The organism is Pseudoalteromonas sp. BZK2, assembly GCF_014349195.1.
Classification (GTDB): domain Bacteria; phylum Pseudomonadota; class Gammaproteobacteria; order Enterobacterales; family Alteromonadaceae; genus Pseudoalteromonas; species Pseudoalteromonas simplex.
On the sequence record NZ_JACSOG010000019.1, the window covers coordinates 14,584 to 37,128 of the forward strand.

Sequence of the window (22,545 nt, forward strand, 5' to 3'; positions counted from 1 at the left end):
GATGGGCTTTTTTGCAGGTGAGATATGAAAAAAATAATTTTAGCCACGGTGCTTTTAGCAGCATCACTTTTAAGCATAAGCTGTAAAGCTGCCGACAATGTTGTGCTTGTTACTCTTGATGGGCTTCGCTGGCAAGAAGTGTTCTCAGGGGCAGATGAGAACCTTATTGATAACACTGATTTTGTTGCAAATACAGATGAACTAAAGGCGCTTTTTTGGCGAGATGATCAAGCACAGCGTACTCAAGCGTTAATGCCATTTTTTAGCGAAACATTGGCAAAGCAAGGCGTTTTGATTGGCGATAGAACTCAAGGCTCATTCATGTTGGTAAGCAACCCGTGGTATTTCTCATACCCAGGTTACAGTGAAATTTTAACCGGCATAGTAGACGAAAATATCGATAGCAACGATAAAGTGCCTAACCCCAATAAAACCATTTTAGAGAGTTTAAATTCTCAGCCAGAGTTTAAAGGTAAAACCGCGCTTTTTGGTAGCTGGGATGTGTTTCCCTATATTGTAAATCGTGAGCGCAGTGGAGTATTTGTTAATGCTGGATTTGAAACTTTTGATGCGGTGAAGTCAAAGGAAGTGACTCTGCTAAACCAAATGCAAAGCGAGATCCCAAGCCCTTGGCACAATGTTCGCCTCGACAGCTTTACCTACCGATTTGCCAAACAATATTTATTAAATAAACAGCCGCGTTTGCTGGTTATTAGCTTAGGTGAAACCGATGACTTTGCTCATAACGGTAAATACGATGCCTATTTAAAATCGGCTAAACAAAGTGATGCGTTTATTCGTGACCTTTGGCAAACAATTCAACAAACACCGGGCTATAAAGACAATACCACATTGATCATCACCACCGATCATGGCCGTGGCAGTCATGCTGATGATTGGCAGCATCATAGTTCGAAGCGTGCTTTGGCACGTTCAGAGCAAGGAAAGCAGCGTTTTCCAAACGGCATAGTTGGCTCTGAGCATATTTGGTTAGCAGCTATTGGCCCAGATATAAAAGCAACAGGCTTAATTAAGCCAAGCAATGAGCTCAAACAAGCGCAAGTAGCGGCAACTGTGCTGAATATTTTAGGCGTTAACAGCCAGCAAGTTAACCCGAAAATAGCCGCGCCAATTAAGGAGATTTTAAAATGAGTTTAACTTTTAGTTTGTTTAAAAGCGCCTTATCTGGGTTAATGCTGGTTAGTAGTGTGAGTGCGATTGCCGCGCCAAGTAAAATTTTGTTTGGCTCATGTGGTCATCAAGACAAGGCTATTCCGATTTTTGATGCCATCAACAAAGAGCAAGCCGATTTATTTATGTTCCTTGGCGATAACATTTATGGAGATACCGAAGATATGTCGGTACTTGCCGATAAATATCAACGTTTAGGGCAAAAGCCGGGCTTTAAAACATTACGTGCAAATACACCTATAATAGCCATGTGGGATGACCATGATTATGGCGAAAATGACGCTGGCAGCGAATACCCAAAAAAACAGCAATCACGAAAAATCATGCTCGACTTTTGGCAAGAGCCTGCGGATTCTGCTCGCAGAACTCGTGAAGATGGTATTTACACTTCGTACACTTACGGTGAAGGTGAGCAAACAGTAAAAGTCATCATGCCTGATCTTCGTTTTAATCGCGCACCGTTGAATCACGTATCGGCGATGACTTATCAACTTGAGCGAAAACCTGCAAAACAAGGGCCTTATAGCCCAACAACTGATAAAAACGCCTCTATGCTTGGCGAAAGCCAATGGCAATGGCTTGAACAAGAGCTTAAGTCAGATGAAAAGATAAAAATCATTGCCTCAAGCTTGCAGCTATTAGCTGATTTTACTGGTTGGGAGTCATGGGCTAATTATCCGGCTGATCGTGAGCGCTTATTTGCGCTTATTAAAAAACATAAAGTAAACGGTGTGATTATAGTCAGTGGCGATACCCACTGGGGTGAGCTGTCTAAATATGAACAAAACCTAGATTACCCGCTATTTGAGATGACTAGCTCTGGGCTTACAGAAAAGTGGAAAGATGTTAGCCCTAATAAACACCGTGTGGGTGATTACACTCATGAAGTTAACTACGGCGATTTAACAATCGATTGGCAAAAAGCAGATCCTACCATCCGTATTGCGCTTAAAGGTATTAAGGGTGATGAGATCATGCACACCGAGTTTGCGTTATCGACGATAAGCCCATACCAGTAAATATTGCCAGCTGCGCATATCTTTAACACATGCCCGCAAACATGGAATAAGCCTTGTTTGCGGGTATTTCTCTCTATCCCATCTAATTAAAATATCTTACACTGTGTCAATTAGTTAGTTTCAAGCAAGGACAGTGTAAAGTGCTGAATATAATTCAATCAAATCGCATGGAAGCACTGCAAGCGCGGTTTCACGCTCTTCTTAAAGTTAATCCGCTAACGAGCCCTTTTAAAAAAGAAATTGTGCTCGTGCAGTCACCGGGTATGTCGCAGTGGCTAAAAATAGGTTTAAGTGAACACTTAGGGATTGCCGCTCAGGTTGATTTTCCGCTGCCTTCGAGTTTTATTTGGCAGCTTTACCAACAATTATTGCCTGATGTACCCAGTGAATCACCGTATAACAAAGCGAACCTTGCTTGGAAGCTGTTTGCGATTTTACCAAACTGCATTGATGAGCCGCTGTACTTACCACTTAAAACCTATTTGGATGGTGACAGTGAAGGGCAAAAAACCTTTGCCTTGTGCGAGAAAATTGCCGACGTTTATGACCAATACTTAATGTATCGCCCTAATTGGATTGCCACTTGGGAGCAGGGCATTGATGAACTTGATGATGTTGATGTGGGCATTGCACAATGGCAGCCAGATCTCTGGCGCAAGCTGGTGGCACACAGTAAAGAGCTTGGGCAAAGCCAATATCACCGCGCCAATATGCAAGACAAGCTGCTTGCAGCCCTTGAAAAAATGGACGCAAACCTATTACCTGAGCGTATTAGCTTATTTGGTATTTCTGCAATTGCGAGTAGCCAGCTTGAAGTATTTCAGGCCATTGCGAAAAAAACGCAGGTATTTTTGTTTTTCTTTAACCCCAGTGAGCATTACTGGGGCGACACGCTCGATGAAAAAACAGCAGCCAAGATTGCCGCTAAATATGCCAAACGCCCGCAGTTACAAGCGCTTGAAGACAGCGCGAAAAACCCTGATCACGAGTACTTTTTTATCGGTAACCCGTTACTCTCGTCGTGGGGTAAATTAGGCCGAGATTATTTTGAGCAGTTACTGCAACTAGATGCGCAGTGGCTAGATGGATTCGATAACGAGTTTGATCAAAGCTTGTTATCGCAAATACAGTCTGAAATTTACCAATTAGCTTTTAAGGGTGAGTCATTAACGCCTGATAAAGAATGGTTTATTAATGACGAAGGCAAGTTGCCAATTCAGGCAGACGATACCAGTATTGTGCTGAGCGATTGTCACACGCCACTTCGTGAAGTAGAACGACTACATGATTACTTACTCAATTTATTCAATGAAAATAAAGCGCTAACACCAAAAGATATTATTGTAATGATGCCAGATGTTGGCACATACAGCCCGTATATTGAGGCGGTGTTTGGTGGTGCCGAAGGGCGACGTTTTATTCCTTATGCGTTAGCCGATTTAGCAATAGAGCAAGAAAAACCAGTACTTAGCTCGTTTGCTAGTTTAGCCGATTTACCTTACTCACGCTTTGGTGTGTCTGACATTCTTGATTTACTGCAAGTCACACAAATTGCCGAAAAATTTAACCTCGAAGCCCATGAATATGAGCAAATAGGTTTTTGGCTTGAACGTGTTGGCGTTAAATGGGGCTTAGATGCCGCTCACAAAGACAGTTTTGGCTTACCCGCAATAGATTTAAATACTTGGCAACATGGCCTAAACCGCTTGTTATTAGGTGTTGCACAACGTGATGAGCAATTGCCGTTTTCGGGGATTTACAGTGCCGATGAAGTTGAAGGTATGGCACTGAATACCTTAAATAAACTTATTGAATTTATTGATGTACTGGCCCGTTATAAAGCCAAGCTGCAAGCTGATGCACCACTTAACGAAAAGGCAGAAATTCTAAAAGAATTATTAAGCGATGTGTACAGCGATGAAGGTGAGCAAAGCTGGGATTTATTAGTGCTGCAAAAAGTGCTCGATACATTGATTAAGCATTATGACAATGGCGATTACCAACAAGCCGTTTCGCAGCGTATTGTGAGTTACTTGGTTAAACAAGGTATTCAAGAAAAAGGCGTAGGGCAGCGCTTTTTAGTGGGGCAAGTAAACTTTTGTACGTTGATGCCAATGCGTGCAGTGCCATTTAAAGTGGTGTGCATGCTAGGTTTAAATGATGCAGATTACCCGCGTACCGTTCAGCCAATCGGTTTTGACTTAGTGCCTTTCTCAAAACGCCAAAAAGGCGACCGCTCTCGCAAACTTGATGACCGTTACCTGTTTTTAGAAGCGATTTTAAGTGCCCGTGAGAATTTATACATCAGTTATATTGGCCGTTCTTGTTTTGATAACCAACCAAGAATGCCCTCAACTTTAGTGAGCGAGCTTTTGGAATACATAGCCCGTAGCTTTGAGTTTGCTGATCAAGACACTCACTTAAAGCTACCAGAGGCGCTGATTAATTATCAGCACTTACAGCCATTTAACCCGGCTTATTATCTGACCACTAACAAAGAAGGTAATAAAAGCCAAACTGATGACGAGCAAAAAGCAAATAAACCGCTAGCCACACAATTACACAGCTATAACCCCGTGTGGATGCCAGCTCAACCTGTTAATCCTGAGCCACAGCAAGCGCTTAGTGTTCAGCCAGAAAGCAGTGTTGAGTTAACTCAGTTTATTCGCAGTATTTGCCAGCCGCACGAGAGCTTTTATCAGCAAAGTTTGGGTTTACGCTTACCGCAATTTAACGATATTGCTAAAGATGAAGAGCCATTTAGTTTAGACGCATTACGCCGCTACTTTTACCTTGACGAAATTCTCGAAGCAAGCATTCAAGAAATTCCGCTTAATCAAGCACAAATAATGCAGCGCGGTGAATTACCCCAAGCCCATGTTGGCGACCTTGTGTTTGAAAGTATGCAGCACCGAGTTGATGCGCTTGCAGGGCAGGTAAAAGCGCATATTCAAGGTGATGAAGCATTACCCGTTGAAGTAAATATTAAAATAGCCAATACCACACTAGAAGGTTGGTTAAATCATATTTATGGTCAAAAACAGGTGTTTTATCGCACCGCCAGTATTAAAGCAAAAGATGTAATTCGTGGCTTTGTGCATCATTTAGCGGCGCAAATAATGGGCCAGCCGGTTGAAACCCTTATTCTTGGTTTAGACAAGCAAATTAGTTTTTCACCTTTGTCAGAAGACGATGCCCGTAGCTATTTAAACGATTGGTTTTCGCTTTATGAAACGCTTTTAACTCGCCCAGTGGCGTTTTTCCCGGTCAGTGGTTACGAGTACATAAAAACAGATAAAGACATGGTCAAAGCAAACAATAAGTTCGCACCGCAATACATAGGCATAGGTGAAGGTGAAAACCCGTATATTCGTTTAACCATAAAGAGCCTTAAAGACTGTGAAGAAGAGTTTATAAAATGGAGCGAGCTGCTGTTATCGCCAATTGTTGAATTAGCACAGGAGGCAGATCATGCAAACGCTTAATCCAATGAGTATGGCGCTGTGTGGGCAAAGCCTTATTGAAGCCAGTGCCGGTACAGGTAAAACCTACACCATCACAGGTTTGTATTTACGGTATTTGTTGGGCTTACAGAAAGCGACCGGTGAAGATGAAGCATTAAATACGCCTCTAAGTGTTGAGCAAATACTGGTGGTGACTTTCACCGAGGCTGCAACTCAAGAAATTAAAGACCGTGTAAGGGCGCGTATAATCAATGCCAGAGATGCACTGCTTGGTAAAAAGCCCGATGATGAGCTGATTGAGCAAGTAATTAATGAGGTAACTGACAAACACGCCGCATTTGATTTGCTAGACGCTGCAGCAAAGTCGATGGATGAAGCCGCTATATTCACCATTCATGGCTTTTGTCAGCGAATGCTGAAACAACATGCTTTTGAATCAGGGGTGGCGTTTAACTTAGAGTTTATTTTAGATGAGCGTGAGCTTATTCAAGAAACCCTTAATGACTTTTGGCGTGCCTTTGTTTACCCACAATCAAAAGAGCGCACCCAAGCAATTACCGATATTTTCCCAGTGCCAGCGTCACTGCACTCACAGGTGGTGAATTTACTCAATAAACAAGGGGCAACAATTACCCCTGAGTATGACCTTGATGAAATATGGCAAGCGCGCGACAACTTTGTGGCAAAAGTACCAGCATTTAAAAAGGCGTGCCGTGATAGTGAGTTTATTAATGCTGTAAAAGCATCTGATTTAAGTGGCTCAAAAACCCCAGGCCGAAAAAACAGCCTTGCTGCGCTTGAAGAGTATATAAACAATGATGAGCTATTTTTTGTATTTGGTACCAGTAAATACTCGTTTGAAGTGTGGAGCACAGAAAATTTAAGCGACCCTGCAAATTATAAGAAAAACGGCAGCTTACTCAGTCACGAAATGCTGGCTCGGTTTGATGAAATGGCCGAACTGAGTAGCCTTATCAATAACGGGTTAAATATTGCGATAGTGCAATACGCTGCTAAATGGGTGGCAAATGCATTAGTTAAACGCAAGCAAGAGCAAGGCGTTATTACTCCAGATGATTTACTGAGCAACTTGCATCAGGCACTTTTAAGTGAGCAAGGCCAAGCGTTAAGTGAAAAAATTGCGGCTTTGTTTCCGGTTGCCATGATTGACGAATTCCAAGATACCGACCCAGTTCAATATGGTATTTTTAGCCGCATTTATGGCATTAAAAACACCACGCTTGCCATGATAGGTGATCCAAAACAGGCTATTTATGGCTTCCGTGGAGCAGATATTTTTACTTATATTGGCGCAAAACAAGCTGTTTCAGAGGACAAGCAATACACCCTAGATACCAACTACCGCTCAAGTGAAGGGGTTGTTGATAGTGTAAACCGCTTATTTGCTAAAAATAAAAATAGCTTTATTTATAACGATGCAATCCCATTTCAAAAGGTTAATGCGAAGGGAAAACAGCAAGAAAAAGCGTTTTTAATAAACGGTGAAATGCCAAGTGCGTTTGAATTTTCGGTGTTTGTTGATGAATACGCCGAAGCCAACAACAAGCCAACCAGCAAAGGGGTGGCTCAACAAGCATTGGCTTTGCAATATACGAAAAAAATCACTGAACTACTCAAGCAAGCTAATGCAGGCCATGCGACTATCGCAGGAAAACCTCTCACGGCCGCTGATATCTGTGTGTTAGTGCGTGATCGAAACGAAGCACAGTTGATGAAAACAGCACTGGCAGAAGCCTCCATTGCCAGTGTGTATTTATCCCGTGATAGTGTGTTTAACCAAGAGCTTAGTCATCATTTACTGAACTTTTTAACGGCCTTGCATGGACAGTATGATGAGTCATTACTGCGTGGTGTACTAGCAGGGCCATTGTTTTGTTTAAGCTATAACAGTATTTATGAGCTTCACGAAAATGAAAGTGCATGGCAAGAACATTTAAACTTTTTTGCTCAGCTTGCCCACATTTGGCATAAACAAGGCGCTATGGCGATGCTCGAGCGTTTATTAAGCCATAATCAGCTCGCAGCGCGTTGGCAAGGCTTAGGCTACAACGTTGAACGCTGGCTCACCGATTTCCGCCATTTAGGGGAGATCTTACAGCAAAAGCAAATTGAGCTTGAGGGCACCCATCGATTGTTGCGTTGGTTTGCGCAAAAAGTTAGTCAACAAGATGGCGAAGCGGTGCAAGTTCGCCTAGAAAGCGATGCTAATTTGGTGAAAATTGTCACCATGCACGCCTCAAAAGGCTTAGAGTACCCGATTGTATTCATGCCGTTTGCCTGTGGTTATCGCGAAAGCAAAGAAGCCCTTTACCATAAAGACGGTAAGCTGATTTATGACCTTGCTAAAAGTGACGACGCAATGCAAAAAGCAGAGCAAGAGCGCTTAGCTGAAGATTTACGCTTACTTTATGTGGCATTGACACGTGCCGTGCATTTTTGTTCTGTGGGTATGTATAACATTGCCCAAGGTCGCAGTGCTCGCCCTGGAATTCAAAGTACCAGCATTGGCCACGTATTATTTGCAGGGTTAGAGATTAAATCGGGCGATGAATGGCGCGCATTGTTACAACAATTTTGTGAAGGCTCTGCGCACATGTTCTATGAGGCGTTTAGCCAAGCGGATGAGCTTGAGAAGTTAACATTTGCTGGTGCAGACAGTGAGCAAGCCTATCAAGTTAATACTGTTAAAGCAGACATTCAGCGTGATTGGCGCTCAACCAGCTTTAGTAGCTTAACGCTGAAAAAGCATACTGATCATATTGAGCTTGGTCGCAGTGATGAAGACCACGAAAAAGATGAGTTTTTAGCCCAAAATGCCAATGCTTTAACACCTTACAGCTTCCCTAAAGGGGCAAAGCCGGGTAGTTGTTTGCATGAAATATTTGAGCAATTAGACTTTACTGACCCTTATGCGTTAAAGCGTCCAGCCACTGAGCAAGACGACCACGCATTAGATAAAGTGATCAAAACGTTATTCGAAAAATACCATATTGACGATAGCTGGCAGGAAATGACCGAGCAGTGGATCCTTGCTGCACTGAATTGCCCACTAAACGATAAAGGGCTTAGTTTATCAGTACTTGAGCCCGATACCTGTTTGGTCGAAATGGAATTTAACTTACCCCTGTTATCACTCTCAAGTGATAAGCTTAACCAAGTGTTGGTAAAGCACTTTAATTTACCAGGGCAGCTTGATTTTAGTGAGGTACAAGGCTTACTAAAAGGCTTTATCGATTTAATATTTTGCTGGCAGGGTAAGTATTATATTCTTGATTATAAATCGAACTTTTTAGGTAATAATGCGGCTGATTACCAACATGAGCAACTAGAGCAAGCCATGACCAGTCACCAGTATCATTTGCAGTATTTAATTTATACCGTGGCACTGCACCGTTTATTAAAACAACGTATTCAAGATTACGATAGCGATACGCATTTAGGGGGTGTTTACTACACCTTCTTACGTGGTATGAGCGAAGGGCAAGGGGTGTACTTTAATCAGCTAACAAAACAGCAAATAACTGAGCTTGATAGCTTATTCGCACAAGGAGCCATGCTATGAGTCAACTGACATTCGGCTTTGATGACCTTGAGCCAAATGAGCCAATGAATAAGCAGCCAGAACAACCAGAGCAACCAGCACAATATGCCGAAAGCGATTCAGTGTTGCCTGCTACAGAACTTAAAACACAGCCTTTACTAAGTTATTTACTTGAGGCAAAACGTATTCGCTTAGTTGATGTGAAACTCGCAGAGCTATTGACTGGCACAGAAACACTGGTAGAGAATAACGAAGCAGCGCACAGTGAGGTTTTTTACCTGATTTTATTACTTGCGGCAGCGCAGCAAAGTCAGCACAGTTGTTTAGAGCTCGTGAATATAAACTGGCAAAACCCGTTTGAAATTAAACAGCAAAGCCTAGCTGATGCCAGCATTGCAGCCCCTGATGTTTTAACCCCGTTTGCGACAGAATTTGGCCTTTCTGATGCCGTTAATAAACTAATGAATGCTGAGTGTGTAGGGGACGACAAACCACTGCTATTGTTTGCGAATAAACTTTATTTTGCCCGATTGGCAGAGTACGAAACCACACTGGCTTCGCGTTTACATCATTTAGCAACGAAAGAACTCACCCTTGATGAAGCCGAATTAACGGCATTACTTGAGGTGTATTTTCCTAATAGTGAACATACAACCAACCCAAGCGATCCTATTAAAACATTAAACTGGCAAAAAGTAGCCTGTGCAATTGCTGCAACAAAAGGCTTTAGTGTGATCACTGGCGGCCCGGGTACAGGTAAAACTACCACAGTAACTAAGCTACTGGCCATTTTACAATCTTTGTATGCCAGTGCACCGCTAACAATAAAGCTGGTTGCACCGACAGGTAAAGCGGCAGCGCGTTTAACCGAGTCGATTTTAGGGGCAAAACAAAAGCTTAGTATGATCCCTGATAATATCGCGCCACTTATTCCTGACAGCGCGCAAACGATTCACCGTTTACTGGGTGTTATTCCACATACCAATAAGTTTCGCCATAACAAGCGTAATCCGCTGCATTTAGATGTACTGATCATTGATGAAGCATCGATGGTTGATTTATCGCTTATGGCAAAACTAATCGAGGCATTACCGAGCCATGCAAGACTTATTTTACTGGGTGATAAAGACCAATTAGCCTCGGTTGATACGGGCAGTATTCTTAGCGACCTATGCCAAGGGTTAGAGCTTGGCAAAATGCCTGATTACAGCAGTGAAAGAGCAGCGCAGCTTAATCGCGTTTGTTTTAATAATCAGAGCGAAATACCCGCGGCAAGCAGTCATTTTGTACTTAACGATTGTATTGCGTTTTTACAGCAAAGTTATCGTTTTGATGGCAGTAGCGGCATTGGTCAATTAGCACAAGCTGTAAATACCAATAACAGTGGCTTACTGGGCTACGTTGAGCAAACGATCAATCAAGGTGGCTTTAAAGACCTTAAACTTAATTACAGTGTAATTAGTAAACCGATAGAGCAGTTTGTGCAACAAGCGGCGTTGCAATATCACGATTATTTGCAGCTTATCCAGCAAGGGGCAAGTGTTGCCAGTGTGCATAAAGCCTTTGCGCATTATCAGTTGCTGGCAGCCGTCAGAGAGGGAGATTATGGTGTAAATAGCCTTAATCAGCGTATTGAAAAAGCACTGGCTCAACAAGGTTTAATCTCGCCATATCAAAGGCATTACGTGGGTATGCCAATTATGATCAGCCAAAACGACTACCAGCTAAAACTGTTTAATGGCGACATCGGTATTTTAATGCACGATGAGCAAGGTCAGTTAAAAGCCATGTTTGTTGATGAACAAGAAAATATTCGTGCCTTTTCGCCCGCACGTTTACCTGCTCACGACAAAGTGTATGCCATGACAATTCATAAGTCGCAAGGTTCTGAATTTGCTTACACAGCAATGATTTTACCGCCAATAAAACAGGCTAATCAGGGCATTAACAGGCAATTGGTTTACACGGGGATCACCCGCGCGAAAACCACATTTGAGCTGGTGGCCGATAAAAATGTATTGCTCATGGCAATGAATAAATCTGTTACTCGTGCATCGGGTTTATACGATAGGTTAAAACATGAAGCTAGTTAAAGTAACGAGTGACCAACTCAACGAGTTAATGGGTTGGTTTAACTCAGAGGCTGAACTGCGTATTTGGTCTGGGCCATTTTTTAATTACCCATTTGATACGCAAAGCTTTAAAAATGATTTAAACCTAGATGCGCTGAATTCCTTCGCGTTGATTAATGACGAGGGCCAGATGTTAGGGTTTGGTCAATACTATTTACGTGAAGGTCGTTGCCATTTAGGGCGGCTAGTTATCGCGCCAAGTGAACGTGGTAAAGGTCTTGCAAAAGTGTTGATAAATTTACTAGGAGAGCAGGGTAAACAGCAACTGAACTGCGATAGTTTGTCGTTGTTTGTGTATAGTCACAATACCCTTGCTAAAACAGCTTATGAAAAAATGGGGTTTATACAAACCCAGTATCCATCGGACATGCCACTCGATGGCTGTATTTATATGACCTGCTAAGAGCGTTTAAAGCTGCTTTTACGAAACAGGTTAGGTTGCCAACCAAAGTGTATGGCGCCTAATCTTAAACAGACCGTCACAGCGAATGCGCCAAGAATGCACCAAATATAACTCACCTCCAGGGTGAATAAAGCCGCGTAAGTTAACCCGCCAGATAAGCAAGCGGTTGAATAGAGTTCTTCACCCATTACTAAAGGCACTTCTCGGCAGATCACATCACGCATCAGGCCACCAAAAATACCTGTGGTCATACCCATGGTGATGGCAACAATCATATCTGCGCCGCCGATCAGCGCCTTTTCGATACCAATAATGTTGAAAATTGCCATCCCTACGGCATCCATTAATAGCATGGTGGTGTTACTTAAATCGGGTAAGTGACGAATTGATAGAATAGACGCGAATATGGCTATGTAAGTTGCGTACAAATAATCGGGCTGAGCTATCCAAAATACTGGTTTGTTAAGCAATATGTCTCGAAGTGTGCCACCACCTAGAGCTGTGACTGTGGCAACAACCACCACACCAAAACCACCAACACTTTTTTCATGGCCCAGCAAGGTGCCAGAAATAGCAAAAAACGCTACACCGATAATGCTTAAAAAATGAAAGTATTCTGATGTCATGGGGTTTCCTTACCTGTATATAGTAATCTAACCCTAGCAAAATGAACTTTATTGATGCTGAACAGCAAAGAAAATAGGGCGGGTAGTGATGTCACCCGCCAGTAGGGAATAGTGATTATCTCAATCCGCTTATTTAAGGTAATCAACCACTAATTGTGTCATTGCATTTACGCCTAGCTGTAAAGCTTTTTCGTCTGCAAAAAAGTGTGGTGAATGGTTACTTGGTGCTGTAACTGCATCTTGACCTTTTGGTGTGACACCTAAGAAAAAGAACATGCCTGGTGTTTCTAAGGCGTAGTAACTAAAGTCTTCGGCACCTGTGATAAGTGGCGTTGTGATCAAGTTTTCTTTACCAACTACACCAGCAATTGTTGGTGTCATTTTCTTGGTTAATTCAACATCGTTCACTGTTACTGGGTAACCATGATCAATGTGAACATGGGCTTCTGCACCACCTGATTCAGCTACCATCTCAGCGGTTTTAGCTAAACGTTTTTTAATGTCAGCACGCATTTCTTGATCAAAGGTACGAATTGTGCCCACCATTTCAACTTGATCAGGGATGATGTTGTTACGCACACCGCCATTAATGGCACCAAATGAAACCACAGAAGGCGCTTTGGTCACATCAACTTGGCGAGAAGCGATGGTTTGTGTTGCCATAATAATTTGTGATGACGCCACAATTGGGTCAACCCCATTCCAAGGGCGAGAACCGTGAGTTTGGCGACCTTTTACTGTGATAGTAAATTTGTCGGCGCTGGCCATTAGTGGCCCTTCACGAAAACCAATTTGTCCGGTATTAAGTGAACTGGTTACGTGTAACCCAAATACGGCTTCTGGCTTTTCTTTAAATAAGCCTTCTTTAAGCATCAGCTCAGCACCACCTTCTTCGCCATCAGGAGCACCTTCTTCAGCAGGTTGGAAGACAAACAGAATATCACCCGCGAGCTCTTCTTTAATTTTTACTAAAGACTCAGCGGCTGCCATTAAAATAGCCACATGGTTATCATGACCACAGGCATGCATTACGCCAACGGTATTGCCTTTGTACTCTGTTGTTTGAGTTGACGCGAAAGGTAAGTCTACTTGCTCTTTAACAGGTAGTGCATCCATATCAGCACGCAGCGCAATAAGCGGACCTTTTTTGCCCCCTTTAAGTTTGGCAACCACACCGGTATGAGCCACACCTGTTTGAACCTCAAGGCCTAACGAACGTAAATGCTTAGCCACGTATTTGGCTGTTTCAAACTCACGGTTACTAAGCTCTGGGTATTGGTGTAAATGACGGCGCCATTTAATGACTTTTTCGCTGACGCTTTTATTGGCAGATTTAAGTTCAGAATTAATATCACTCGCAAATGCAGGGGTAGAAATAGCACTGAGAAGTAGGCTGGTCGAAAGTAGTTTGTTTAACATCCCGTATCCTTTTATTATTTGTATGCACACTACTCCAATGTAAAGGATAAACACTTGAATGAACAAGACCTTTCGGTAATTAACCAAGACAAATGGTTTAAAAATCGCACACAATTATTTAGGGACAAGCTAGTAAAAAATGCTAAATTAATCACCTTAAATGCGGGTGATGCATTGTTTTTGCGTGGTGATGAAAATACCGGTCTGTATTGTGTTATTAATGGCGTGCTTAGAGTTTCTGGGGTCAATAGCCAAGGCAAAGAAGCCGTGCTCAGTTTTGTAACCAGTGCAATGTGGTTTGGTGAAGTGGCTCTGTTTGATGGTGGTAAGCGCACCCACGATGTGTATGCTCAAACTGCGGTACGGCTTTTACACGTTCCTGAGCGGGCATTAAGCCAGTTATTACAAGAACATCCTGCTTATTGGCATGACTTTGGGCTGCTGCTTACTAATAAAGTGCGAAACCTGTTTGACTCATTAGAAGATCACGCACTCCTTACAGCAAAGCAAAAGGTGAGTAAGCGGTTATGCATGCTTTATCAATCGTCACACCAAAGCTGTTTGCCGCTTACCCAGCAACAACTTGCCGATATGACCTATTTAACACGGCAAACCATTAACCAAATATTACAATCCCTGCAAGCTGATTCAATTATTAACCTTAAATATCAAACGATTGAAATTATTGATATCGATAAATTGCAATCTCAATGCTAGCTTGGAACTAAAATTGCTACAAAGTCGTAATCAAGCTTAAATGGAAGACAACTTGTGGCAATTACATTTCATAATCAATATAACCCTTATCACGCTTCGGCTGCTGCTAAGCTGTCGCAAACGGCTCGCACTGAGGGTGTGAAAGCCATGCATACGCCAGCATCTTCAGCACAACAACTTTTACAAAAGCAGCCTGAGCCCAGCTCTTTTTTAGCACAAGCTCAAGAAGCTTTGGTTTATCAGCGGCTCGGGGTTGATAAAGAGAAAATTGATGAAATAAAAGCGCAAATAGAGAAGCTTGCTGAACAAATGCAACAACAAGGTGCCGATACTAAAGCACTGCAAGAAAAAATGAATGAGCTGCAAGCGATGCTCGATGAAGAGTATCAAAAAGGTCGCGAACGCATGGATATGCGACCAGAAGCTGAAAAAGGCAAAGTTATTGATGCGCTGGTTTAATGTGTGATTTTAAGCTAGCAACTTTAAATGTCGGCTAGTTGACATTCTTGTTGGTGAATTTTCTGCTAATCTGAATTTTGAACACAGTTTTGGCAGGAAAAACAATGAAAACATTAAAACAACAACTGACAAATTACGCCCTTTATCACCGTTCTAAACGCAATATTGTCACTCACTTTATCGGCATCCCATTAATTGTGTTTGCAATTATTTGTTTATTACATCGCGTCACACTTATCTCAGAGCCTGCTGTTATCTCCTTGGCAACCGTGGTAATTGCGCTCACCTGTCTTTATTACTTAATGCTTAGCTTATCTATGGGGTTAATTATGGCTGTATGCTTAAGTTTGTTAAGCATTGCTGCTGAGCCTGTGGTGTCGCTTTCAACAGAGTTATGGCTAACTTTGAGCATTGGCAGTTTCGTGGTTGGTTGGGTGTTTCAGTTTATTGGTCACTATTTTGAAGGTAAAAAGCCAGCCTTTGTTGATGATTTAATTGGTTTGGTCATAGGGCCGTTATTTGTATTAGCAGAGTTCTTGATTATGCTTGGTTTTTATAAAGATATTGCTGATCATATCGAACAACATGCAGGGCCTAATAAAGCATAACAACAATAATAAGGAACACACATGCAATTAAATGGTAAAACAGTTTGGGTTACTGGGGCATCTTCTGGAATTGGTGAGGCACTTTGTGAGCAATTGGCGGCAAAAGGGACAACGCTAGTACTGTCTGCCCGTAATGAGGAAAAACTCAACGCTCTTAATACAAGACTCGGCGGTAATCATCATGTGGTCGCCCTTGATTTGGCAAAGCCCGAAGCCTTACTTGAAGATATGCCAGCAGTGATCGAGCGAATTGGCCGTATTGATGTGCTTATCAATAACGGTGGGGTGTCGCAGCGTAGTCTATTTTTAGAAAACGAATTTACGGTCTATCGCCAACTGATGGAAGTAAACTATTTTGGTTTAATTGCTTTAACTAAGGCGGTCGTACCCCAGATGGTTAACCAAGGTATGGGCATGGTGGTATCAATTAGCAGTGTAGCGGGTAAAGTCGGTTCAAAATTCAGAACTGGGTATTCGGGTTCTAAGTATGCGGTCGTGGGCTTTATGGATTGCTTAAGAGCAGAACTAGCCGACAAAAATGTGAATTGCCTGACTATTTGCCCGGGTTCAATTAAAACAGCCATTGCGCATAATTCGTTAGATGGCCAAGGTAAACCGCAAAATAAGCCAGAGGAATCAATCGAAAACGGCATGGATGTGGCAAAAGCGGCTGCAAAAATGATTAAAGCCATTGAAGCCGAGAAAGATGAAGTTGTTATTGGTGAAGGAATAAGTGGTTTAGCACCGACTATTAAGCGATTTTTCCCGGGCTTTTTTAATCGCCTCACAGCAAAAATGAACTACAGATAATTTATAGTCATTTGTTAGCGAATGATTCTCAGTAAACAATGCGCAACTTGGGTTGCGCATTTTTTGTACCAAATGGTCGAATTATTATTACTTTAATCGATAAAAGGCACTAGTTTGCTATGGTTAAACGGGGATGGATTAGCATACAATGGGGTAAAAGTAGTCCAAACAAGAGAGAACAACAATGGCCGCATTTGGTACTGTATTTATGCCACAAATGATCCAAGCACGTTTTGCTGATAACTCATGGAGTGAAAGCGCGCTGGTCCCATCTGATAAAATCGAATTACATGCGGGTGCTCACGTATTACATTACTCAAGCACCTGTTTTGAAGGATTAAAAGCATTTCGTCACGAAGATGGCTCGGTCTATATCTTTCGTATGGATGCTAACATTGCTCGTATGAAACAAAGCTCTAAGTTACTAAACTTACCTGACTTTGACGAAGGCATGCTTGAGCAAATGATCAAAGACATTGTAAAAGAATACGCAGACGAAACACCAACACCGCCGGGTTCAATGTATATTCGCCCAACTCACATTGGTACAGAAGCGGCAATCGGTAAAGCGGCTGCACCGTCAATGAGTTCCTTACTTTATGTATTACTTTCGCCAGTAGGTGATTATTTCTCAGGCGGTGCTACAGCATTACGTGTATTACTTGAAGAAGACGGCATGCGCTGCGCACCACACATGGGTATGGTTAAAAGTGGTGGTAACTACGCAAGTGCATTAGGTCCAATCTTAGAAGCTCGCTCAGAGCATCAAGCAGACCAAATTTTATTCTGCCCTGGTGGTGATGTACAAGAAACTGGTGCTGCAAACTTCATTCTAATTGATGGTGATGAGATCATCACAAAAGCACTTGATAGCACATTCTTACACGGTGTGACGCGTAATAGTATTTTAACGATTGCTAAAGATTTAGGTATGACAGTATCTGAGCGTAACTTTACTGTGTCTGAGTTACTAGAAAGAGCCGCTAAACCAGGTACTGAAGCTGCGTTATCAGGTACCGCTGCGGTACTTACCTCGGTTGGCACGCTTATTCATAACGACCAAGAGTTTAAAGTGGGGTCGGGTAAACCAGGTGAGAAAGTTGCTAAATTACGCCAAGCATTGAATGATATTCAATGGGGTAAATCAGCAGATACTCATGGCTGGTTAACAAAAGTATAATCGCTGAGCAAATATATGCTTTGAAGAGCCACGTTACTACGTGGCTTTATTGTTTTTACATTGGTTTACAGCACTTCCTGTGTTTAACCGCAAATTACTAGACATTCTAATGCTTTAATTTTACTTTCATTTTATTAACAATAACTAAAAGTAAATTTATTATGATCAAGAAAACACTAGCATGTGCAATTGTTGTTGCATTGGCGGGCTGCGGTGAGTCTACCCCTACAAAAACAGAACAAACAGTGAAAACTGCAGAGGTTAAAGCTGCTGTGAATTATCCAGAAACTAAAAAAGGCAATGTTGTTGACGAGTACTTCGGTGAGAAAGTAGCCGATCCATACCGTTGGTTAGAAGACGATATGAGCGACGAAACAGCCCAGTGGGTTAAAGCCGAAAATGACGTTACCTTTTCTTATCTAAAAAATATTCCGTATCGCGATGAGCTAAAAACTACCCTTGAAAAGCTGATGAACTACGAAAAAGTCACAGCGCCATTTAAAGAGGGTGAGTACACCTACTTTTATAAAAACGATGGTCTGCAAAATCAGTACGTAGTTTATCGTAAAAAAGGCGACTCTGAAGCTGAGGTATTCTTAGATCCAAATACTTTTAGCGCTGATGGCACAACCTCAATGTCGGGCTTAACATTCACAGAGGACGGCACGCTAGCGGCCTATCAAATCTCTGAAGGCGGCAGTGACTGGCGTAAAATTATCATTATTGATACAGCGACTAAACAACCAATTGAAGAAGCATTAGTCGATGTAAAATTCAGCGGTATCTCTTGGCTTGGCAACGAAGGTTTCTATTATTCGAGCTACGATAAGCCAAAAGGTAGTGAGCTGTCTGCAAAAACAGATCAACATAAAGTTTACTACCATAAGTTAGGCACGGCACAAGCAGATGATCAATTAGTTTATGGTGGCACAGAGGCTCAGAAACATCGTTATATTGGTGCTGATGTAACCCGTGATAATCGTTATTTAATTATTGCTGCAAGTACTTCAACTTCAGGTAATAAATTGTTTATCAAAGATTTAACTAAGCCTGACAGCAAGCTAGTGACTATTTTAGATAACACTGACTCAGATACCTCAATTATTGATAATGACGGCTCGAAACTATATTTAGTGACTAACTTAAACGCGCCAAATAAACGTGTAGTGACTGTTGATGCTGCTGATCCAAGCCCTGAAAATTGGCAAGATTTAATCCCAGAAACTGATAATGTGCTTAGCCTTTCAAAAGGTGGTGACTACTTCTTTGCTAAGTATATGGTTGATGCGATTTCGCAAGTAAAACAATACGATAAATCAGGAAAATTAGTACGCGACATCAGCCTGCCAGGTGTAGGAACTGCATATGGCTTTAGCGGTAAGCACGATGCACAAACTCTGTATTACTCATTTACTAATTACACTACACCAGGCAATACCTATTCGTTTGATGTTGAATCAGGTAAGTCTGATGTGTACCGCAAGTCGGGCGCTAAATTTAATAGCGAAGAATATATCTCTGAACAAGTGTTCTATACATCAAAAGATGGCACCAAAGTTCCGATGATAATTTCGTACAAAAAGGGCACCGAACTTAACGGTAAAAATCCGACTATTTTATATGGTTATGGTGGCTTTAACGTGAGCCTAACACCAAGCTACAGCCCTACAATTGCGGCATGGCTTGAGCACGGTGGTATCTATGCTGTTGCTAATATTCGTGGTGGTGGCGAATACGGTAAAGAATGGCATGTAAATGGTACACAGCTTAAGAAACAAAATGTATTTGATGACTTTATTGCTGCGGCTGAGTACTTAAACGAAAAACAATACAGCTCACCTGATTACCTAGCGGTACGTGGTGGCTCAAATGGTGGCTTATTAGTTGGTGCGGTTATGACACAGCGCCCTGAGCTATTTAAAGTTGCGCTTCCTGCTGTAGGTGTTTTAGATATGCTGCGTTACCACACCTTTACAGCCGGTGCTGGTTGGGCGTATGACTACGGTACGAGTGAACAAAGTAAAGAAATGTTTGATTACTTAAAAGGCTACTCACCAGTTCACAATGTAAAAGAAGGTGTTAGCTACCCTGCAACCTTAGTGACAACAGGGGATCATGATGACCGTGTGGTGCCTGCGCATTCATTTAAGTTTGCAGCAGAGCTACAAGAAAAAGGTGCGAAACAAAATCCGTATCTTATTCGCATTGAAACAAATGCAGGTCATGGTGCAGGAACACCAACAAGTAAGATCATCGATCAATACGCTGATATCTATGGTTTTACCCTATACAACATGGGTGTTAAATCGCTATAGGATATTACTTAACTAAAATGAAAACGCCGAGCTAAGCTCGGCGTTTTTGTATCGAATAATCGAGATGTTTATAAATCGATACCCAGCGCGAAAATCATTTTGTAATCTTCTTTTTCTGGTACTACACCGTTTTCATCGGCAATGGGGTCGGCAAGGTAATCCCAAACTAATGACACATCAAAATCAATATCATCAGTGATCTCAAATTCAAACGCAGCCATCGCATATTGAGAGTCACCGCCAGCATCACTGTTTGCAGTTAGGTAACGATAATTTAATGAAAAATCGATTTTCTTAGTGATCTCTAACTCATAATTTGTAGAAATAAACCAAGACATTGATGAGTTACTCTTATCTTCTCCAGCTGCTACAGTGTCAAATTGGGTTTTTTGATAAGCAGGTCCCGCTGTAAAATCCCATTCTGTTTTGTCGGTATCTATCACATAATAACCAACACCGGCGCCGACAGTGTATTTATTGGCGATATTTTGGAACGGGTCACGATAGTATTCGAAGAAAATAGGGCGATAATACATTTTTTGTGTGTAAAACCAGTCAAATGTACCGTTAGCACGAATATTGTTTTTAGTAATTTGATCATCACTGGTAGTGCGATAGCCTAAAATCTCAGATAAAAATCGACTTGAAGCAGTACGGCGCTTTATGTCAGCTTTAATAGAATATTCAGTTTGGTCAGTATTTCCACGGGCCAAATCTGCACCCATGGATAACTTTACAGTCCATGCACTGAGTTCGCTTTCAATTGAGGGAGCAATTGAGACTAAATCGCGATAACGGTATTTAGCTTCTTGTTCGCCAACTTTTACATAACCGCCCGATATATTAAGTGTACCACTGAGCTCATTGCCATCGTTAAAGCGAACCGTATGATGGCGATCTGAAATAATCATATAGATATCTTCGCGATCAATCATTAATGTATCAAGAATGTCGCTGTCAAACTCAACTTCTTTATCGTACAAAGAGACAAGCTCGCCTTTGAGCCATTCGCCAGAATTAAGCCGTATCCAATCAAAGTGGGTGGCATCTTTAATTATTATGCCGCGCTCTTCGAGAAGCGGATCTGGAAGTGTTTCTGCGCTATAGCAAGCAAATGAACTTGCAACAGCTGCACTGATGAGCAGGTATTTTTTGAGCATTATTTCAATCCATGTTAAATAGAATGCATCTAAAGAAGTGCGATTATTTATTAATAACCTGCTTAATTTTAGAACACTATCAAATAGTGTTCAAAAATTACTTAAGCAGATGGCAAAAACAACCGCTGATAGGTTTTGTAGGCGTATTCGTCACTCATTCCTGACAAATAATCACAGATTATGCGCATCGCATTATCGCCTTGTTGGTGCGCATTTAGCCACATTTCTTGCGTTGTTTCTGGTAATAAGCGCATTGGGTCGCTGGCAAAAGCACTAAATAATTCAATCAGCAGGTTTTGCCCTTTAAACTCCACTTGCTGCATCTTCGGCTCACGAATTAAGCGTTTAAAAACAAAATGTTTTAGCACGTTAAGAATTTCGGCAAATTCATCTGGAAGACTCACCGTGTACTGTAATATTTCAGATTCGAAATCTGCGTTTTGTACAACTAACTGAGCGTTAATAATAAAGGTGTTTACCAACTCACCAATGGCGTCTTTACGCTCATACTCGTGATGAGAAAAGAGTCTGGCGGTTATCGAGCTTAAATGAGTGGTTAGCCACGCAGAGTCAAGCTCTTGTAGTTGTACAAGGGCATGATTTTGCCAATCAGCCAACGTTAAAACCTCTGTTGCTATAGCGTCTTCTAAATCATGAACGGCATACGCAATATCGTCAGCTAATTCCATAATTGCTGAGTCTATCGATTTATAGTGGGTTTTGGCTCTAAATTCATCAACCTTATAATGACTGCTCAGCAGTGCTTTATCGTTATTAGACAGTGGCTCCATGATCCAGTCGAAAATATCTTTATCGTCGGTGTATAACCCCTTAGCTGGTCGCCAATGGTCAGCTTTAATAAAGCTACGCTGCTCGCTCAAAGGTGGAATGCTGTGCCACAAATCATCAATGAAGGCTGGGTATTTAATAAAACCTAACAAGGTGCGCCTGGTTAAGTTCATGCCATAGCCATTTGAATAGGGCTCAAGCTTAGAGACAATTCTAAGTGTTTGCGCGTTACCTTCAAAGCCACCATGATCGCGCATCATGTAATTTAATGCTATTTCACCACCATGACCAAAAGGAGGGTGGCCAATATCATGAGCAAGGCATAAGGTTTCGAGTAAACTACCGCTAGGAAAATTCGTAAATTCAGGGTGCTGCTTTTTCAAATGGCGTAATAAACCACTGCCAATTTGGGCAACTTCTAAAGAATGAGTAAGACGAGTTCTATAAAAATCATTTAAGCCAATACCCATAATCTGAGTTTTAGCCTGCAAACGCCTAAATGCTGCGGCGTGTATGATTCGAGAGCGGTCAACCTGCCAAGCTGAGCGGTTATCGTTTGGACGATATTTTTGTTGATTAATAATGCGAGCTTGCCAAGATTGGCACATAAAAATAACCTTCCTATTCCTTGTTTGCTTACTTTTCAGTATACGCAAGCGCTTGAAAATTGCGAGCAAACTACACTGTTACG

General features: G+C 41.9%; 15 protein-coding genes and 1 pseudogene. 12 read left to right on the forward strand and 4 right to left on the reverse strand.

The genetic code is table 11. The features are described from left to right. Positions 1–24 precede the first annotated feature (24 nt). From BIZ38_RS12820 to BIZ38_RS12845, 6 genes are all read left to right on the forward strand, one after another. On the forward strand, positions 25–1,152 hold the full coding sequence (locus tag BIZ38_RS12820) for an alkaline phosphatase family protein (protein WP_187490426.1): 1,128 nt from the start codon (positions 25–27) through the stop codon (positions 1,150–1,152). Further along, the gene (locus BIZ38_RS12825) at positions 1,149–2,210 is read left to right on the forward strand and encodes an alkaline phosphatase D family protein (RefSeq protein ID WP_187490427.1); all 1,062 of its coding nucleotides are present in this window, start codon (positions 1,149–1,151) and stop codon (positions 2,208–2,210) included. The genes BIZ38_RS12820 and BIZ38_RS12825 overlap by 4 nt, the downstream gene beginning before the upstream one ends. 140 nt (positions 2,211–2,350) lie before the next feature. Next, the gene (recC, locus tag BIZ38_RS12830) at positions 2,351–5,695 is read left to right on the forward strand and encodes an exodeoxyribonuclease V subunit gamma (protein WP_187490428.1); all 3,345 of its coding nucleotides are present in this window, start codon (positions 2,351–2,353) and stop codon (positions 5,693–5,695) included. Further along, entirely contained in the window at positions 5,682–9,257 is a 3,576-nt protein-coding gene (recB, locus tag BIZ38_RS12835; RefSeq protein ID WP_187490429.1) for an exodeoxyribonuclease V subunit beta, read from the forward strand. The genes recC and recB overlap by 14 nt, the downstream gene beginning before the upstream one ends. Further along, positions 9,254–11,329, forward strand: a complete 2,076-nt coding sequence (recD, locus tag BIZ38_RS12840; RefSeq protein WP_262387607.1) for an exodeoxyribonuclease V subunit alpha — start codon at positions 9,254–9,256, stop codon at positions 11,327–11,329. Before recB ends, recD begins: the two co-directional genes overlap by 4 nt. Beyond that, positions 11,316–11,771, forward strand: coding sequence for a GNAT family N-acetyltransferase (locus BIZ38_RS12845; protein WP_138618154.1), 456 nt, complete (start codon positions 11,316–11,318; stop codon positions 11,769–11,771). The genes recD and BIZ38_RS12845 overlap by 14 nt, the downstream gene beginning before the upstream one ends. Here the strand turns inward: BIZ38_RS12845 and BIZ38_RS12850 are convergent. Beyond that, entirely contained in the window at positions 11,768–12,397 is a 630-nt protein-coding gene (locus BIZ38_RS12850; RefSeq protein ID WP_054553032.1) for a trimeric intracellular cation channel family protein, read from the reverse strand. The genes BIZ38_RS12845 and BIZ38_RS12850 overlap by 4 nt on opposite strands. Before the next feature lie 129 nt (positions 12,398–12,526). Then, positions 12,527–13,816, reverse strand: a complete 1,290-nt coding sequence (locus BIZ38_RS12855; protein WP_187490430.1) for an amidohydrolase — start codon at positions 13,814–13,816, stop codon at positions 12,527–12,529. 54 nt (positions 13,817–13,870) lie between these two features. On the opposite strand from BIZ38_RS12855, the gene BIZ38_RS12860 reads away from it, so the two are divergent. The 6 genes and pseudogenes from BIZ38_RS12860 to BIZ38_RS12885 all read left to right on the forward strand — a co-directional run bounded on the left by BIZ38_RS12860 (position 13,871) and on the right by BIZ38_RS12885 (position 19,905). Further along, complete coding sequence (locus BIZ38_RS12860) at positions 13,871–14,533, forward strand: Crp/Fnr family transcriptional regulator (protein ID WP_187490431.1); 663 nt, start codon at positions 13,871–13,873, stop codon at positions 14,531–14,533. A 54-nt stretch (positions 14,534–14,587) separates the two neighbouring features. Further along, positions 14,588–14,992: a hypothetical protein gene (locus BIZ38_RS12865; protein WP_054553035.1), complete on the forward strand. Its 405-nt coding sequence runs from the start codon at positions 14,588–14,590 to the stop codon at positions 14,990–14,992. A gap of 104 nt (positions 14,993–15,096) precedes the next feature. Beyond that, positions 15,097–15,600, forward strand: a complete 504-nt coding sequence (locus tag BIZ38_RS12870; RefSeq protein ID WP_187490432.1) for a DUF962 domain-containing protein — start codon at positions 15,097–15,099, stop codon at positions 15,598–15,600. A gap of 21 nt (positions 15,601–15,621) precedes the next feature. Beyond that, on the forward strand, positions 15,622–16,410 hold the full coding sequence (locus BIZ38_RS12875; RefSeq protein ID WP_187490433.1) for an SDR family oxidoreductase: 789 nt from the start codon (positions 15,622–15,624) through the stop codon (positions 16,408–16,410). Between the two features lie 178 nt (positions 16,411–16,588). Next, positions 16,589–17,590 (forward strand): annotated as a pseudogene (locus BIZ38_RS12880) (branched-chain amino acid aminotransferase); the annotation flags it as partial. A gap of 161 nt (positions 17,591–17,751) precedes the next feature. Then, entirely contained in the window at positions 17,752–19,905 is a 2,154-nt protein-coding gene (locus tag BIZ38_RS12885; RefSeq protein ID WP_187490435.1) for a prolyl oligopeptidase family serine peptidase, read from the forward strand. Positions 19,906–19,973: 68 nt separating this feature from the next. On the opposite strand, the gene BIZ38_RS12890 is transcribed toward BIZ38_RS12885, so the two are convergent. After that, positions 19,974–21,065: a DUF481 domain-containing protein gene (locus BIZ38_RS12890; protein ID WP_187490436.1), complete on the reverse strand. Its 1,092-nt coding sequence runs from the start codon at positions 21,063–21,065 to the stop codon at positions 19,974–19,976. Between the two features lie 101 nt (positions 21,066–21,166). Further along, on the reverse strand, positions 21,167–22,462 hold the full coding sequence (locus tag BIZ38_RS12895; protein ID WP_138602443.1) for an anti-phage deoxyguanosine triphosphatase: 1,296 nt from the start codon (positions 22,460–22,462) through the stop codon (positions 21,167–21,169). Positions 22,463–22,545 lie beyond the last annotated feature (83 nt).

What these genes read in the sequence shown, in the direction of transcription:
- BIZ38_RS12890 (WP_187490436.1), bottom strand. Translation starts at nt 21,065, where the DNA reads ATGCTCAAAAAATACCTGCTCATCAGTGCAGCTGTTGCAAGTTCATTT.
- BIZ38_RS12825 (WP_187490427.1), top strand. Translation starts at nt 1,149, where the DNA reads ATGAGTTTAACTTTTAGTTTGTTTAAAAGCGCCTTATCTGGGTTAATG.
- recD (WP_262387607.1), top strand. Translation starts at nt 9,254, where the DNA reads ATGAGTCAACTGACATTCGGCTTTGATGACCTTGAGCCAAATGAGCCA.
- BIZ38_RS12895 (WP_138602443.1), bottom strand. Translation starts at nt 22,462, where the DNA reads ATGTGCCAATCTTGGCAAGCTCGCATTATTAATCAACAAAAATATCGT.
- BIZ38_RS12855 (WP_187490430.1), bottom strand. Translation starts at nt 13,816, where the DNA reads ATGTTAAACAAACTACTTTCGACCAGCCTACTTCTCAGTGCTATTTCT.
- BIZ38_RS12850 (WP_054553032.1), bottom strand. Translation starts at nt 12,397, where the DNA reads ATGACATCAGAATACTTTCATTTTTTAAGCATTATCGGTGTAGCGTTT.
- recB (WP_187490429.1), top strand. Translation starts at nt 5,682, where the DNA reads ATGCAAACGCTTAATCCAATGAGTATGGCGCTGTGTGGGCAAAGCCTT.
- BIZ38_RS12870 (WP_187490432.1), top strand. Translation starts at nt 15,097, where the DNA reads ATGAAAACATTAAAACAACAACTGACAAATTACGCCCTTTATCACCGT.
- BIZ38_RS12820 (WP_187490426.1), top strand. Translation starts at nt 25, where the DNA reads ATGAAAAAAATAATTTTAGCCACGGTGCTTTTAGCAGCATCACTTTTA.
- BIZ38_RS12845 (WP_138618154.1), top strand. Translation starts at nt 11,316, where the DNA reads ATGAAGCTAGTTAAAGTAACGAGTGACCAACTCAACGAGTTAATGGGT.
- BIZ38_RS12885 (WP_187490435.1), top strand. Translation starts at nt 17,752, where the DNA reads ATGATCAAGAAAACACTAGCATGTGCAATTGTTGTTGCATTGGCGGGC.
- BIZ38_RS12875 (WP_187490433.1), top strand. Translation starts at nt 15,622, where the DNA reads ATGCAATTAAATGGTAAAACAGTTTGGGTTACTGGGGCATCTTCTGGA.